This is a genomic window from Ilumatobacter nonamiensis YM16-303, assembly GCF_000350145.1.
In the GTDB taxonomy this organism is placed as follows: domain Bacteria; phylum Actinomycetota; class Acidimicrobiia; order Acidimicrobiales; family Ilumatobacteraceae; genus Ilumatobacter_A; species Ilumatobacter_A nonamiensis.
This window is the reverse complement of record NZ_BAOL01000012.1, coordinates 39,513-53,548: the sequence shown is the minus strand read 5'-3', so window position 1 is coordinate 53,548 and position 14,036 is coordinate 39,513. Positions and strand designations below refer to the sequence as shown.

Annotated in this window: 10 protein-coding genes and 2 pseudogenes; 7 read left to right on the top strand and 5 right to left on the bottom strand. The window is 66.7% G+C overall.

What is annotated here, in order from left to right:
* Positions 1-53: 53 nt before the first annotated feature.
* The gene (locus ON45_RS02110) at positions 54-1,220 is read right to left on the bottom strand and encodes a thiolase family protein (RefSeq protein ID WP_040491496.1); all 1,167 of its coding nucleotides are present in this window, start codon (positions 1,218-1,220) and stop codon (positions 54-56) included.
* Positions 1,217-1,702: a MarR family winged helix-turn-helix transcriptional regulator gene (locus ON45_RS20885; RefSeq protein WP_051062294.1), complete on the bottom strand. Its 486-nt coding sequence runs from the start codon at positions 1,700-1,702 to the stop codon at positions 1,217-1,219. Before ON45_RS20885 ends, ON45_RS02110 begins: the two co-directional genes overlap by 4 nt.
* A 130-nt stretch (positions 1,703-1,832) precedes the next feature.
* Here ON45_RS20885 and ON45_RS02100 point away from each other — a divergent pair, with 130 nt between their 5' ends.
* The 7 genes from ON45_RS02100 (at position 1,833) to ON45_RS02070 (ending at position 12,027) form a co-directional block, all read left to right on the top strand.
* On the top strand, positions 1,833-3,041 hold the full coding sequence (locus ON45_RS02100; RefSeq protein WP_040491495.1) for an acyl-CoA dehydrogenase family protein: 1,209 nt from the start codon (positions 1,833-1,835) through the stop codon (positions 3,039-3,041).
* Positions 3,042-3,197: 156 nt separating this feature from the next.
* Positions 3,198-4,085, top strand: a complete 888-nt coding sequence (locus ON45_RS02095; RefSeq protein WP_051062293.1) for a phytanoyl-CoA dioxygenase family protein — start codon at positions 3,198-3,200, stop codon at positions 4,083-4,085.
* Positions 4,078-4,371: a hypothetical protein gene (locus tag ON45_RS02090; protein ID WP_040491494.1), complete on the top strand. Its 294-nt coding sequence runs from the start codon at positions 4,078-4,080 to the stop codon at positions 4,369-4,371. The genes ON45_RS02095 and ON45_RS02090 overlap by 8 nt, the downstream gene beginning before the upstream one ends.
* Positions 4,368-6,488 (top strand): ABC transporter permease, encoded by a 2,121-nt coding sequence (locus tag ON45_RS02085; RefSeq protein WP_040491493.1) that lies wholly within the window; start codon positions 4,368-4,370, stop codon positions 6,486-6,488. Before ON45_RS02090 ends, ON45_RS02085 begins: the two co-directional genes overlap by 4 nt.
* Positions 6,485-9,454 carry an MFS transporter gene (locus ON45_RS02080; RefSeq protein WP_040491492.1) on the top strand — a complete coding sequence of 990 codons (2,970 nt, stop codon included), beginning with the start codon at positions 6,485-6,487 and terminating at the stop codon, positions 9,452-9,454. Before ON45_RS02085 ends, ON45_RS02080 begins: the two co-directional genes overlap by 4 nt.
* Positions 9,455-9,527: 73 nt before the next feature.
* Complete coding sequence (locus tag ON45_RS02075; protein WP_148288488.1) at positions 9,528-11,399, top strand: ABC transporter substrate-binding protein; 1,872 nt, start codon at positions 9,528-9,530, stop codon at positions 11,397-11,399.
* Positions 11,400-11,430: 31 nt separating this feature from the next.
* Entirely contained in the window at positions 11,431-12,027 is a 597-nt protein-coding gene (locus ON45_RS02070) for a DUF1269 domain-containing protein (protein ID WP_040491490.1), read from the top strand.
* Between the two features lie 35 nt (positions 12,028-12,062).
* Here the strand turns inward: ON45_RS02070 and ON45_RS02065 are convergent, their stop codons facing one another.
* The 3 genes and pseudogenes from ON45_RS02065 to ON45_RS24010 form a co-directional block, all read right to left on the bottom strand.
* Positions 12,063-12,668, bottom strand: coding sequence for a flavin reductase family protein (locus ON45_RS02065; RefSeq protein WP_051062292.1), 606 nt, complete (start codon positions 12,666-12,668; stop codon positions 12,063-12,065).
* A gap of 114 nt (positions 12,669-12,782) precedes the next feature.
* A pseudogene (locus tag ON45_RS24015) lies at positions 12,783-13,253 on the bottom strand (fasciclin domain-containing protein); the annotation flags it as partial.
* 117 nt (positions 13,254-13,370) lie between these two features.
* A pseudogene (locus ON45_RS24010) lies at positions 13,371-13,760 on the bottom strand (fasciclin domain-containing protein); the annotation flags it as partial.
* Positions 13,761-14,036 lie beyond the last annotated feature (276 nt).

Genomic DNA, 14,036 nt, shown 5'->3' with positions numbered 1-14,036 from the left:
GGAGCGCCAGAACTGTTCACGAGAACGGGTTGGGGGTTGGGGTACCGCGAGGGTCAGTCGAGGCGTTCGATGATGGTGGCGTTGGCCATGCCGCCGCCTTCACACATCACCTGGAGGCCGTACTTGCCGCCGGTGCGCTCGAGCTCGTTGAGCAGCGTGCCCATGAGCTTGGTGCCGGACGCACCGAGCGGGTGACCGAGGGCGATCGCGCCGCCGTTCACGTTGACCTTGCTCATGTCGGCGCCGGTCTCCTTCTGCCATGCGAGCACGACGGAAGCGAATGCTTCGTTGACCTCGAACAGGTCGATGTCGTCGATCGACAGGCCCGTCTTCTCGAGGATCTTCTTGGTGGCCGGGATCGGGCCCTTGAGCATCGTGACCGGGTCGGTGCCGGCGAGGGCGAAGCTGTGGAACTTGGCGCGGGGCTTCATTCCGAGCTCGGCGGCCTTCTCGGCGCTCATGATCAGGACGGCGGATGCACCGTCGGAGATCTGCGAGGAGTTGCCGGCGGTGATCTTGCCGTCCTCCTTGAACGCGGGCTTCAGCTTGGCGAGCGACTCGGCAGTGGTGCCGTCGCGGATTCCTTCGTCGTCCTTGACGATGACGGTTTCGCCGTCGATCTCGACCTCGACGGGGATGATCTCGTTCTCGAAACGACCCTCGTCGCGGGCGACCGCGGCACGCTGCTGGCTCTCGGCACCGAAGGCGTCGAGGTCCTCGCGGGTGATGTCGTACTCGTCGGCGATCATGTCGGCGCCGATGCCCTGCGGCGGGAGGCCGGTCTCGGCGTAGCGGTCCTGCTGGTCCTGGCTGAAGGGGAAGCCCATGCCCTGGACGATCGAGGCGCCCATCGGAGTGCGGGTCATCACTTCGACACCGGCGGCGACGACGACGTCGTAGGCACCGGCGATGACGCCCTGTGCCGCGAAGTGCATCGACTGCTGGCTCGAACCGCACTGGCGGTCGACCGTGGTGGAGGGAACTTCCTCGGGCCAGCCAGCCGACAGCACGGCGTTGCGGCCGATGTTGAGCGACTGCTCACCGACCTGCATGACGCAGCCCATGATGACGTCGTCGACCATCGCCGGGTCGAGGTTGTTGCGCTCTTCGAGCGCCTTGAGGACGAGCGCCGCCATGTCGACGGGGTGCTGGTCCTTGAACTGTCCGTTGCGCTTGCCGCCCGGCGTGCGCACGGCGTCGATGATCACTGCTTCGGTCATTGCTGATCTCCTGTGTGTTGGTTGAGAATTACGGATTGCAGGTTCTGCTGGAGGCGGGTGAGCACCCAGCTGAGGGCTTGGCGTTCCTCGCGGCCGATCCCCCGACGGAGTTCCGCTCGGAGCACTTCGTCGATGTCGCGGACCCGACCGGCCAACTCGCGGCCGGACTCGGTCACCTCGACGCGCCAGACGCGCCGATCGTTGGGATCGGGATGACGCTCGACGAATCCACGTTCCTGGAGTCGGTCGATCACCGAGCCGATCGATGCGCGTCCGATGCCGAGGCGATCGGCGAGCTGGGTCTGCGTCGTGGCACCGAACTCGACGATGTAGCCGATCAGGCTCGCCTGCGTCAGATTCAGATCGAGGGGCACCAGACGGGCATCGAACGCATCACGAACGAGCCGCGCCGTCGCCATCAGCGTCGACTCGACACGCAGCCAGGGCGGCGAGTCCAGTTCGTTGTTGGTGAGGCTGCTCATGAAAGATCGTGTGGGTGTCGACTGGGGTCTCCCCAGTTGATCCGCGTCGTTGGATTCTGATTGTATGGAGACATACAGTATGTTCCAAGTCGATCAACCACTCGATCACCCGTAGACGGAGGACCCCCACATGAGCGACACCCTGACCGAGCAAGAAGCCGCCGAGTTCCGGCAGAAGTGCGTCGACTTCATGGAAGAGCACGCCGTCAAGACCGGCAACGCGATTCCCAATCTCGCCGAGCAGAAGGCGTTCCTCGCGGCCGCCGCCGAGGAAGGGCTGGCCGGCGTGCCGTACTCGGAGGAGTTCGGTGGGGCCGGTCTCACCCTCGCCCACGACAAGATCTGGCGTGAGGTGCAGGGCAACTACCGGATGATGGCGAGCGAGTTCATCATCAGCCACGGCATGTGCCTGCCGATGCTCGACGAGTACGGCACCGACGAGCAGAAGCGGGCCTACCTCGCCGACAACATCTCGGGCAGGACGATGTGGTGCCAGATGTTCTCCGAGCCCGGCGCCGGCTCCGACGTGGCGAGCCTCCAGTCGAAGGCCGAGCTCGACGGCGACGAGTGGATCCTCAACGGCCAGAAGGTGTGGACCACCCTCGCCCACAAGTCCGACTACGGCATCGTCGTGGCGCGTACCGACCCCGAGCAGGTCAAGCATGCCGGCCTGTCGATGTTCATCCTCGACATGAAGGCACCCGGCGTCGAGATCCGCCCGATCCACCAGATCGACGGCGGCTCGCACTTCAACGAGGTGTTCTTCAGCGACGTCCGCATCCCCAAGGACAACCTGCTCGGCGAGTACAACGCCGGTTGGAAGCTCGCCACCGCGATGCTCATGTACGAGCGCGTCGCGATCGGCTCCGCTGGTGCGGGCAAGATCAACCAGCCGACCTTCAAGCTGCTCAAGAGCGCCGCGCAGGAGACCGGCAAGATCGACGACCCGGTCGTGCGCGATCAGCTGATGCGGATCTACTCGATGGAGACCACCAAGGCGATGGTGGCGATGCGCAACCGCGCGGAGCAGAAGGCGGGCAAGACCCCGGGGCCCGGTGGATCACTCGGCAAGCTCTTCGGCTCGAACATCGCGTGGAAGATGCGCGAGATCGCGCTCGAGATCGCCGGCCCGTCGTCGATCGCGTGGGACCCGAGTGTCCCCGACGCCGACGAGCGTCAGCGGATCGTGTTGAACTCGTTCCAGTCGTCGATCGCCGGCGGCACCGACGAGATCCAGCGCAACATCATCGGCGACCGTGTGCTCGGTCTGCCCCGCGAACCCGCCGTCGACAAGGGTGTGCCGTTCAAGGACCTGAAGGTCGGAACGCAGACGAGCTGACCTCCGCGGCGCCACGCGGCGCCGCTTCGACGCTCGATCGTCGAGACACAATCCATCCCCGCTGCTCCGAGTTGCAATCTGACTCGGCCGCTCCCCTACTGTGTCGCTCGTCACCGTCCTTGGGGGAATGGTTTGAGCGAGTCAGTCGAACATCGCGTGCCCGAACACCTGTTGTCGACGCGCCAGATGGCCGAGTTCGTGGCCAACGGATTCCTCCGCTTCGACGCGATCGTTCCGGATGACGTCAACGAGCGCGCGGTCGACGAGATCGCCCGCTTGAACGACGAACGGTTGCTCCCGGACGGGATGAAACCGCCGCACACGCTGACCCCGCTCGACGAGTGCTACCCCCTGCCGTCGGCGATCGGCGAGTACCTCCGACTCCCGCAGATCCGCGGGATCATCACGTCGCTGGTCGGTTCGGACCCCACGTTCGATCACGACTGGGTCCATCACATCCCGGCGGGCGGCAGCTACGTCCAGCCGCTGCACGTCGACGCGACCACCGACTCGCCCGACCCGACGTTCGACATCCAACTGTTCTGGTATCCCCGCTCGGTCGAACCCGGCGCCGGTGGAACCCGGTTCGTTCCCGGCAGCCATCTCACCCGCGTGCGCTCGTCGGGACTGGCTCGCTATCAACACATCGTCGGTGAGCAGCAGGTCAGCTGTCCGGCGGGCTCGGTGTTCGTGTTCCACCACGGGCTGTGGCACGCCGGTCAACCGAACCCCGGCGGCGCGGAACGCTGGCTCTACAAGATCCGGTTCAACCCGACCGAAGCACAGGTCCGACGGTGGGACACCTCCGACCTCGACGACGTGCAGAACCCGCCCTCGGACCACATCTTCGCCCGGATGCAACCCGGCAGCGTCGCCGAGGTCTTCCGCACCTGGCACCCGTGGATGGGTGTCACCGACTACCGCAACGACCAGATGCAACGTGCGCTCCTGTGGCGCTACCTGACCGGCGACGACGAGTTCGACGTCGACTACTACCTCACGCGGCTCGAGGGCCGCGCCGGCCTCGTCGCGGGCCGTGCCTGACGTGACGCTCCGTCAACAGGTGCTCTACCTCTGGTTGGAGGGCGCGTCGATCGACGAGAAGGTCGTCGGTTGGGCGTTCCACGACGGAACCGACGGAGCAGGACCCGACCTCCCCGCACCGGACGAACCGGGCGCGCCGCCCTACCGCAGCGGACTCCGTGCGCTGCGCGACGGTTGGATGCTGCTCCAGTCCGCTCAGCTCGTTCCGCCTGCACCCGGCCAGGAACACGTGAACTCCTACCTCGAGTACGAGTTCGTGCTCGAACGACGGGTCGAGCTGCCGTGAAACTTCCCGACGGTCTCGAACGCGTGTCGTGGCTCACGTGGCCGATCGTGCTGGTGATCGTCCAGCAACTGTTCTTCCCCGCCCCGGCGGGGGCGCTGCTGGCCGGCGTCATCCTCGGTCTGATCACCAGCCTCGTCTCGCTCGGGATGTACCTGGTGTTCCGTGCCAACCGGGTGTTGAACTTCACGGCCGGCGAACTGGGACTGCTCCCCGCGGTCCTCACCGTGATGTTGGTCATCGAATCCGGAATGAGCTGGTACCTCGGTTTCGGCATCGGTTTCCTCGCGGCAGCCGTCCTGGGTGTTGCCGTCGAGTTCCTGATCATCCGTCGGTTCTTCGACGCACCGCGGCTCGTGGTCACGGTCGCCACGATCGGTGTCGCCCAACTGATCGGTGTCTGCGCGCTGTTCCTTCCCGGCTGGTGGGGTGCACGCGTCCAGTCCCAGCGGATCGACGCACCGTTCGCCATCGACTTCGAGATCGGATCGCGCGTCTTCAACGCGAACCACGTGATCGCGCTCGTCCTCGCACCGCTGGCGATGATCGGCGTCGGAATCCTCCTGCGCTCGACGCGGATCGGCGTCGCGATCCGAGCATCGGCCGAACTTCCGAGCCGCGCCGCGATGCTCGGCATCCCGGTCAAGGGTCTCCAGAGCGTCGTGTGGTCGGTCGCCACCGTGCTCGGGTTCATCGCCCTGTTCCTCCGCGCCGGCGTGTACGGACTTCCCGTCGGAGGAGCGCTCGGACTGCTCCTCCTCCTCCGTTCGTTGGCGGCGCTCACGCTCGGCCGCCTCATCCACCTGCCGACGATCATCGCCGCGTCGATCGCCCTCGGCATCCTTCAGGAAGCCGTCGTCTGGAACTCCGGCGCGATCGAGGCCGAAGCGAAGATGGGCGCGATCACCGGCGTCGTGATCGTCGTCGCACTGCTCCTCCGACGCACCCGCGGTGTGCGCTCGGAGATGGACACGTCGTCGTGGCAGAACGCCGGCGACGTCCGCCCGATTGCCGACGTGTACCGATCGCTCCCGCTGGTGCGCATCGGCCGGATCGTCGGAATCCTCGCGTTCGCCGTCGCCTTCCTGGTGTTTCCCACCCTGTTCGGAACGACCGTCGTGGTGCGGATGGCCCTGATCTTCCTGTTCGCGATCACCTTCATGTCGCTCGGCGTGTTGACGGGGTGGGCGGGCCAGCTGTCGCTGGGACAGATGGCCTTCGCCGGCGTCGGTGCGGCGACGAGCGCCTGGCTCACCCAGCGCTGGCACTGGGACATCACGCTCGCGACGCTCAGCGCGGGAGCGATCGGTGCGCTCGTCTCGCTCGTCGTCGGCGTCCCCGCACTCCGCCTTCGCGGCGTGTACCTCGCAGTGACCACGCTCGCGTTCGCCATCACGGTCAGCGGGTACTTCCTCAACCCGCGCTTCTTCGACTGGCTCCCCAGCGGTCGGATCGAACGCAACCCGATCTTCGGTGTCGTCGACTGGTCGTCCTCGACCGCGATCTACTACGTGTCACTGATCGGCATGCTGCTCGCGTTCGGGGCGGTGCGCGGGATCCGCAAGAGTCGCACCGGGCGGGTGCTGATCGCGCTCCGCGACAACGAGGCCGCCGTCGAGTCGTACGGTGTCAGCCCCGTTCGCGCCAAGCTGACCGCCTTCGCGATCTCCGGATTCCTCGCTGCGTTCGCCGGTTCACTCGTCGTCCACCATCAGCAGGCATTCGTGGTCGACGACGCCCAGTTCAACCTGCTCGTCTTCTCCGGGGCCGTGATCGGCGGACTCGGCAGCCCGCTCGGCGCGTTCTTCGGGTCGCTCTACTTCAACGGCACGTTCTTCTGGTTGAAGGGTTCGTGGAGGCTTCTGGCAAGCGGGATCGGACTCCTCGGCATCCTGCTCGTCGCTCCGGGTGGGCTCACCGGACTCTGGTACGACCTGCGCGACCTCACCCTCCGGTGGGTCGGCGCGAGGCAGGGAATCGTCGAGGGCGACCGAGCCGAGGACCTGTTGGGTCACTCCGGCGACGGAGCCGACGACGTCGACAACGACGACTGGCCCGATCCGGACCCTGACGATGTCGACAGCGACGTCGAGGCGGCCTCGGGAATCGGAGGGACATGACCGACACGATCGCCCCCGACACCCCACCCGCGGACCCGTCGCCCACCAGACAAGGGTGGCTGCGCGGCTGGTTCCAGTCGATCACCGGCGACGGTCCGCTCTACGCGCTGCTGATCCTGTTCGGGCTGAACGCGGTCGACGAACTCGACCGCACCGCGTTCGCGATCCTCTCGCCCGAGATTCGTGAGGAATTCGGACTCGGCTTCACCGGTCTGCTCACGCTGATCGCTGCGGTGCTCGCGATCGCACTCGCACTGCAGGTCCCGATCGCCGGTCTCGCCGACCGCTATCCGCGTGTTCGGATCGCGCTGATCGGGGCGACCGTCTGGGCCTGTTTCTCGTTCATGACGGGGCTCGCTGCCGGCATCGTGATGCTCGGTTTCGCGCGGTCCGGATCGGGCCTCGGCAAGGCCGTGAACGACCCGACCCACAACTCGTTGATCGCGGACTGGTTCGACCCCGACCACCGACCGAAGGTGTACAGCTTCCACCGGGCGGCCAACGCCGTCGGCGCGATCGTCGGGCCGATCGCGGCGGGATTGCTCGCCTACCAGTTCGGATGGCGGACACCGTTCTTCGTGTTCGCGATCCCGACGCTGATCCTCGTGTTCTTCGGGCTCCGGCTCCGCGAGCCGGTTCGCGGCGGACACGAGCGACGCCTCGCCGGCGGTGACGCGGAGGCGATCGCGACCGAGGAAGCGCCACCGTCGTATGCCGAAGCCTGGCGGATGTGCTGGAAGATCGAGACGCTCCGACGGATCTTCGTCGCCATGCCGTTCCTCGCCGTGTCGCTGATCGGGTTCGGAGTCCTGGCCGCCCTCCTGTACGAGGAGGCATACGGACTCGACGAACGAGCGCGCGGCATCGTGGCCGCCACATCCGAGCCCGGCCAACTGATCGGTCTGACGATCGGTGCTCGCATCGCGACGAAGTTGGTGATGCGTGACCCCGGGTTGATCCTCAAGTTCCTCGCCGTCGTCTCGGTCGCCACGGCGGCGTTGTCGCTGATCTTCGCCGTCGTCCCCAACCTCGGCGTGGCGATCGTGGCGAACTTCTTGATCGCGCTGTGTCTCGCGATCGTCGGTCCGGGAATCCTGGCGTCGCTCTCGCTGGCGATCCCGCCGCGCGCCCGCTCGATGGGGTTCTCGATGGCATCGCTGTGGGTCCTCCCGGGACTCCTGATGTTGCCGTTCATCGGATGGATCGCCGACTCGTGGGGCATCCGCACCGGCATGGCGATGATGGTGCCGGTGTTCGTGATCGGCGGGCTGATCATCGCCAGCGGCGGCAAACTCGTCAACCACGACATCATCCAGGTGCGGACCACCGCACTCGCACGTGCCGAGGTGATGAACCAGCGCAAACGCGGCGAGGTCAAGCTGCTGCTGGCACGCGGCGTCAACGTCGGCTACTCCGGAGTGCGCGTGCTCCACGACATCGACATCGAGATCGATGAGGGTTCGGTCGTCGCGCTCCTCGGCACGAACGGCGCCGGCAAGTCCACGCTGTTGAAGGCGATCTCCGGCGTCGTCGAAGCCGACCAGGGTGCGATCATCTTCGACGGGCGCGACATCACCCATGCCCCGCCGAACGAGATCGCCGGGCACGGCATCGTCCAGATTCCCGGCGGACACGGCGTGTTCCCCGGCCTCACGGTCGGCGAGAACCTCGACGCTGCCGGATGGCTCAACCGTGGTGACCAGGCCGCACTCGACCGGGGAATGGCGACCGTGCTCGACACCTTCCCGGCACTCGCCAAGCGTCTCGACGAACCGGCTGCCAATCTGTCGGGCGGCCAGCAACAGATGCTGGCGCTCGGCATGAGCTTCCTCGTCACACCGCGGCTGCTGATGATCGACGAGTTGTCGCTCGGACTCGCCCCGGTGATCGTCGAGCAGTTGATGAAGATGGTCCGCAAGATCGCGGCGACCGGGGTGACGATCATCCTCGTCGAGCAGTCGGTGAACGTGGCGCTCGAACTCGCGGACACGGCGTACTTCATGGAACGCGGTCGCATCCGCTTCCACGGTCCGACCGCCGAGCTCATCGAGCGCGACGACCTGCTCCGATCGGTGTTCCTGGGCGACCAGCATCAGCCGGCCACTCCGCCCACGCCGGGCGAGCCGTCCACCAACGGCCACGCCACCGACCCCGACTCCGACGCCCCGACAGCGCTCACCGTGCGCGGTCTGTCGCGCCGCTTCGGTGGAGTGAGCGCGGTGCGGGACGTCGACGTCGACGTGGCCGAACGCGAGATCGTCGGATTCATCGGACCGAACGGCGCGGGAAAGACCACCCTGTTCGACCTCATCGGCGGGACGACGCCTTCCGACTCCGGCCGTGTCGAACTCGGCGGCCAGGACCTCACCTCCGCCACCGCGAGCGAACGGGCGCGCAGCGGACTCGGCCGCTCCTTCCAGGACGCCCGGCTGTTCCCGTCGCTGACCGTCCAGGAGACCATCTCGGTCGCACTCGAGCGCTGGGTCCGTTCTCGCGATCCGATCTCCGCGGCTCTGCATCTCCCGACGACGTTCGACAGCGAAGCCGACGTCGTCCGTCGAGTCGACGAGTTGATCGAGTTGATGAACCTCGGCGCGTACCGCCACAAGCGCATCAAGGAGTTGTCGACCGGAAGCCGTCGCATCGTCGACCTCGCGTGCGTCGTCGCTCACCGACCGACCGTCGTCCTCCTCGACGAGCCGTCGAGCGGCATCGCGCAGCGCGAGGTCGAGGCGTTGGCTCCCGTGATCGAGCGGATGCGGAGCGAGATGGGCTCCGCGTTGCTCGTGATCGAGCACGACATGAACCTCCTCTCCGCGATCGCCGACCGCGTGGTCGCGCTCGATCAAGGAGCGGTCATCGCCGTCGGGCGTCCCGCCGAGGTCCTCGCCGACCCGCGCGTGGTCGCGTCCTATCTCGGAACCGATCCCACGGCGATCGAACGCTCGAACGCCCCCACGAACTGACACCGAATCAGCCCGCCGAGAGTCCATCACCACCGATCAGCCACACCTCTGAACAACCAACAAGGAGCCACACATGCAACCCGCATCCGCAGAAGGTTCGAATCGCGACACCAGTCGCGCATTGAGGCGATACGGCCCCATCGCGGCGATCGCGGCCGTGGCCCTGGTCGTCGTCGGGGTGGTCATCTTCGCGGGAGGTGATGACGCCGCGGCACCGGTGACGACGGACGACGAGACCGCGGAGACCGAGACCGCCGAGACCGATGCGGCGGAGGAGACCGAAGCCACCGAAGCAGCCGAGGAGGAGACGGCCGAGACCGACGAGGAGAGCGCGCCGGAATCTGCACCGGACAGCGAGCCGGCGACGTCCGACGACTCCGGCGAGACGGAGACTCCGGAGAGTCCGCTCCCCGAGGGTGTGATGAGCTTCAGCGTCGCCGAAGAACTCGGCCTCGACGTCGACTTCGGTGAGCGTTGCGACCCCGAGCTCGGCACGGTCAAGATCCAGTGGTACTTCGCGAACGAGTGCTACGCACCGTTCGAAGGCGACAACGGCGGTGCGACCGCCCGCGGCGTCACGGAGGACACGATCACCATCGTCCAGTGGGTCAGCCAGGACGTCGACCCGATCCTGAACTACATCACCGATGCGATCGCGAACGATGACACCAATGCCCAGGAAGAGGAGACGCTGCGCAACCTGCTCCCGTACTACGAGACCTACTACGAGACCTACGGTCGCTCCGTCGAGCTGATCGTCGTCGAGGGGTCGGGAACGATCAACGACGAAGCGGCGGCACGGGCCGACGCCGTCCGGATCGACGAGGAGTACGACCCGTTCATGGTGTGGGGCGGACCCACATTGACGAACGCCTTCGCCGAGGAGCTCGCGGCGCGCGGGATTCCGTGCATCAGCTGCGGACCCTCGCAGACCTCGGACTGGTACACCGACAACGCCGGCCTGGCGTACGGCATCGCCAAGGGACCTGATCAGCTGGATGCACTCGTCGCCGAGTACATCGGCAAGCGACTCGCAGGCGATCCGGCGATCCATGCCGGCGACGAGACGATGCACGACACCGAGCGCGTGTTCGGACGCATCTGGATCGAGTCGAGTCCCGATTCGATCACCGCCAACGAAGGCTTCGAAGCGGCGGCCGCCGACAACGGATTCGAGATCGCCGAGTCACAGAGCTACACCCTCGATCCGGCCACCCTCCAGGAATCCGCAGCGACGGTGATCGCACGGATGAAGGAGGCGGGCGTCACGTCGGTCATCTTCAACGGTGACCCGATCGCTCCACGCGAGTTCACCAACGAGGCGACCGCGCAGAACTACTTCCCGGAGTGGGTGGTCACCGGATCGGCCCTCGTCGACACCACCGCGTTCTCGCGCACCTACGACCAGCAGCAGTGGGCCAACGCGTTCGGCGTCTCGAACCTCGCAGCTCGCGTCGACCGGTCGATCGGCGGCTCGTACGCGATCTACGAGTGGTACGTCGGTGAACCTCCGCCCGCCCCGGACAGCATCGACGTGATCACGCCGATTCCGAACGTGTTCTACGCGTTCCTCCAGGGCGCCGGCCCGAACCTCACCATCGAGTCGTTCAACGACGCCGCGTTCATCCGCCCCCCGACACCGCGCGGAGTGACCGCACCGACGCTCTCGTGGGGTGCGCAGGAAATCTGGCCGGACGAGTTCGAACCGGACTATCGGGGCGTCGACGACGTCACCGAGATCTGGTGGGATCCCGAGGCGCCCGGCCTCGACGAGATCGATCGCGACGGCAACGGCCTGTGGCGCTACGTCGACGGAGGCACGCGGTACAACCCCGGTGAGATCCCCGAAGGGCCACCGAGTGCGTTCGTCGAAGAAGGCACCGTGACGATCTACACCGAGCCGCCGCCGGAGGAGGCACGCCCCGCCTACGAACCGATCCGGTGACATTTCGGCCGGGACCGGGTACAACGACATCATGAGCGATCCAGAGAGCACCGGGCCCTTCGACCCGCCCGACCCGACACTGCGGGTCGGGCTGAGCGATGACGACCGGGTCGTGTCCGATCCCGACGCGCCGGTGATCATCGGCGTGTCGTTCGACAGCGGGTTGAAGGCGCAGGAGTATCTGCTCGCGATGGCGCGGCTGCGCCAAGACGGCGCGTTGGACCTGAAGGACGCCGTCACGGTCACGAAGCATCCCGGCGGGAAGGTCAACGTCACCGAGACGATCGACCCGACGCCCGGCAAGGCTGCCCTCAGCGGCGGCATGTGGATCGGGCTGCTCGGCCTGGTCGTCGGTGGTCCGGTGGGTTGGATCGCCGGGATCGGAATCGGTGCCGGAGCGGGTGCGGTCGCGGCGAAGGTCGTCGACCTCGGGATCCCCGACGAATGGGTCGACTGGTTCAAGGATGCGGTCGACCCGGGGACCTCGACCGTCGTGGTCCTCGCCGACCACGTCCACGTCCACGCGCTCGCCGCCGAAGCCCGCCGCTTCCAAGGCGCGGAGTTGGTCTACACGTCGATGACCGAATCGGCCATGGACCAACTCGAGACCGCGTTCGAATCCGACTGAGACTGTGCGTTGGTGACCGTCACCGACGCACAGTGTCAGTCGGGGCGCGGCATCTCGTAGAGCTGGTTGGCGCGGGAGTACATGTTCCCCGCGTGACGACCGATCGGATCGAGCGCGACCTGGTCCACGCGGGTTCCGTCGAGGAGTGTCTCATCGACGTGGAACGCGACGATCTCGCCGAACACGACGCTGCTGCCCATCGGGGCACCCCCGATGTCGACGATCTGCATGAGTCGGCACTCGAAGTTCGCCGGAGCGTCGGCGACCATCGGCGCATCGATCAACTCGGCTTCGCGCACCGCGAGTCCGGCGACCTCGAACTCGTCGACGTCGGCCGGGTACGTACCGGACGACGCGTTCATGGCGGGGCCGAGTGAGTGGGTCACGATGTTCACCGAGAACATCTCGGTCTCCCGGACGTTCGCCAGCGTGTCCTTGCGCGCCGCGGGCTGACCGGTCGGGGCGAAGATGACCGTCGGTGGAGATGCGGCAACCGCGTTGAAGAACGAGAACGGTGCGAGGTTGTTCACGCCACCGTTCGAGCGAGTGCCGATCCACCCGATCGGTCGCGGCACGACCAACCCGGACAAGAGTTTGTAGGCGTCGGTGGTGTCCATCTCCTCGGTCACGAAGCGCTGCATCCCCGCACGATACGGGCAGACGCGAAACGGCGAGGAGGCCGAAGCCTCCTCGCCGTTTCCTCAGCTTTGATCCCGGGTCCGGGGGAGAGGGGGAGACCCGGGATCAGAACATGATCAGGCCGGCATCAGGACGCCGTCGATGATGTGCACGGTGGCGTTGGCGGTCTGCACGTCTGCGCAGCCGACCGTCGCCTGGCCGTTCACCGAGATGGTGCCGTCGTCGGCAGCCTCGATGGTGATCTCCTCACCGTTGACCGTGGGCACCGAGTCGAGCCCGGCGAGGTCCTCGCTGGAGAGCTGCTCTCCGGCGACGACGTGCAGGGTCAGGATCGACGTGAGCAGGTCGGTGTCGGCCAGCACGGCGTCGAGGTCCTCGGCCGGAATGGCATCGAAGGCCGGGTTGGCCGGGGCGAAGATCGTGAACGGACCATCGCTGTTCAAGGTGTCGACGAGTCCGGCCTCGGTCACCGCGGTGACCAGGGTGGACAGTGCCGGGTTGTTCGAGGCGGCGGTTGCGGCGGGGTCGTCGGTCATGCCGTCGAACGAGCCTTCACCGTCGGCCGGGACCGCGGCGCAGAGCTCGCCACTCGGTGCGAGAGCAGCGCCCTCTTCCATGGCGTCTTCCTCCATGGCGTCGTCTTCCATCGCATCCTCTTCCATGGCGTCGTCTTCCATGGCGTCGTCGGCCGGCGGCATCAGCACTTCGCCGATGATGTGCACGGTGGCGTTGGAGGTCATGACGTTCGAGCAGAGGACGTCGACGTCGTTGACGGTGGTGCCGTCGGATCCGAACTCGATGGTTCCACCGTTGACCGTGTCGGCCGTTCCCGCCTCACCGAGTGCGGCAGCGTCGAGGCTGTCACCGGCGATGACGTGGTAGGTGAGGATCGAGGTCAGCAGTTCCTGATCGGCGAGGACCGCATTCAAGTCCTCCTCCGGGATGGCTGCGAACGCATCGTTGGACGGAGCGAAGATCGTGAACGGACCGTCGCTGTTGAGCGTGTCGACCAGGTCGGCCTCGGTCACGGCCGTCACGAGCGTCGACAGCAACGGGTTGTTGCTGGCGGCGGTGGCGGCGGTGTCGTCGGTCATCCCGGCGAACGAACCCTCGCCCTCGGTCGGCACGGCGTCGCAGGCCGGCCCGAACGGACCGTCCTCGTCCATCGCGCCCTCTTCCATCGCCTCGGTGTCGGCCGGAGCCTCTTCCATGGCTTCGGTGTCAGCGGGAGTTTCCTCCATCGCCTCGCTGTCGGCGGGAGCCTCGGAGGCATCGTTGTCGTCGCTGCCACAGGCGGCGGCGGTGAGTGACAGCGCTGCACACGCTGCCAGGATCTTGGTGGTTCTCTGACGGTTGATCATCGGTATTCG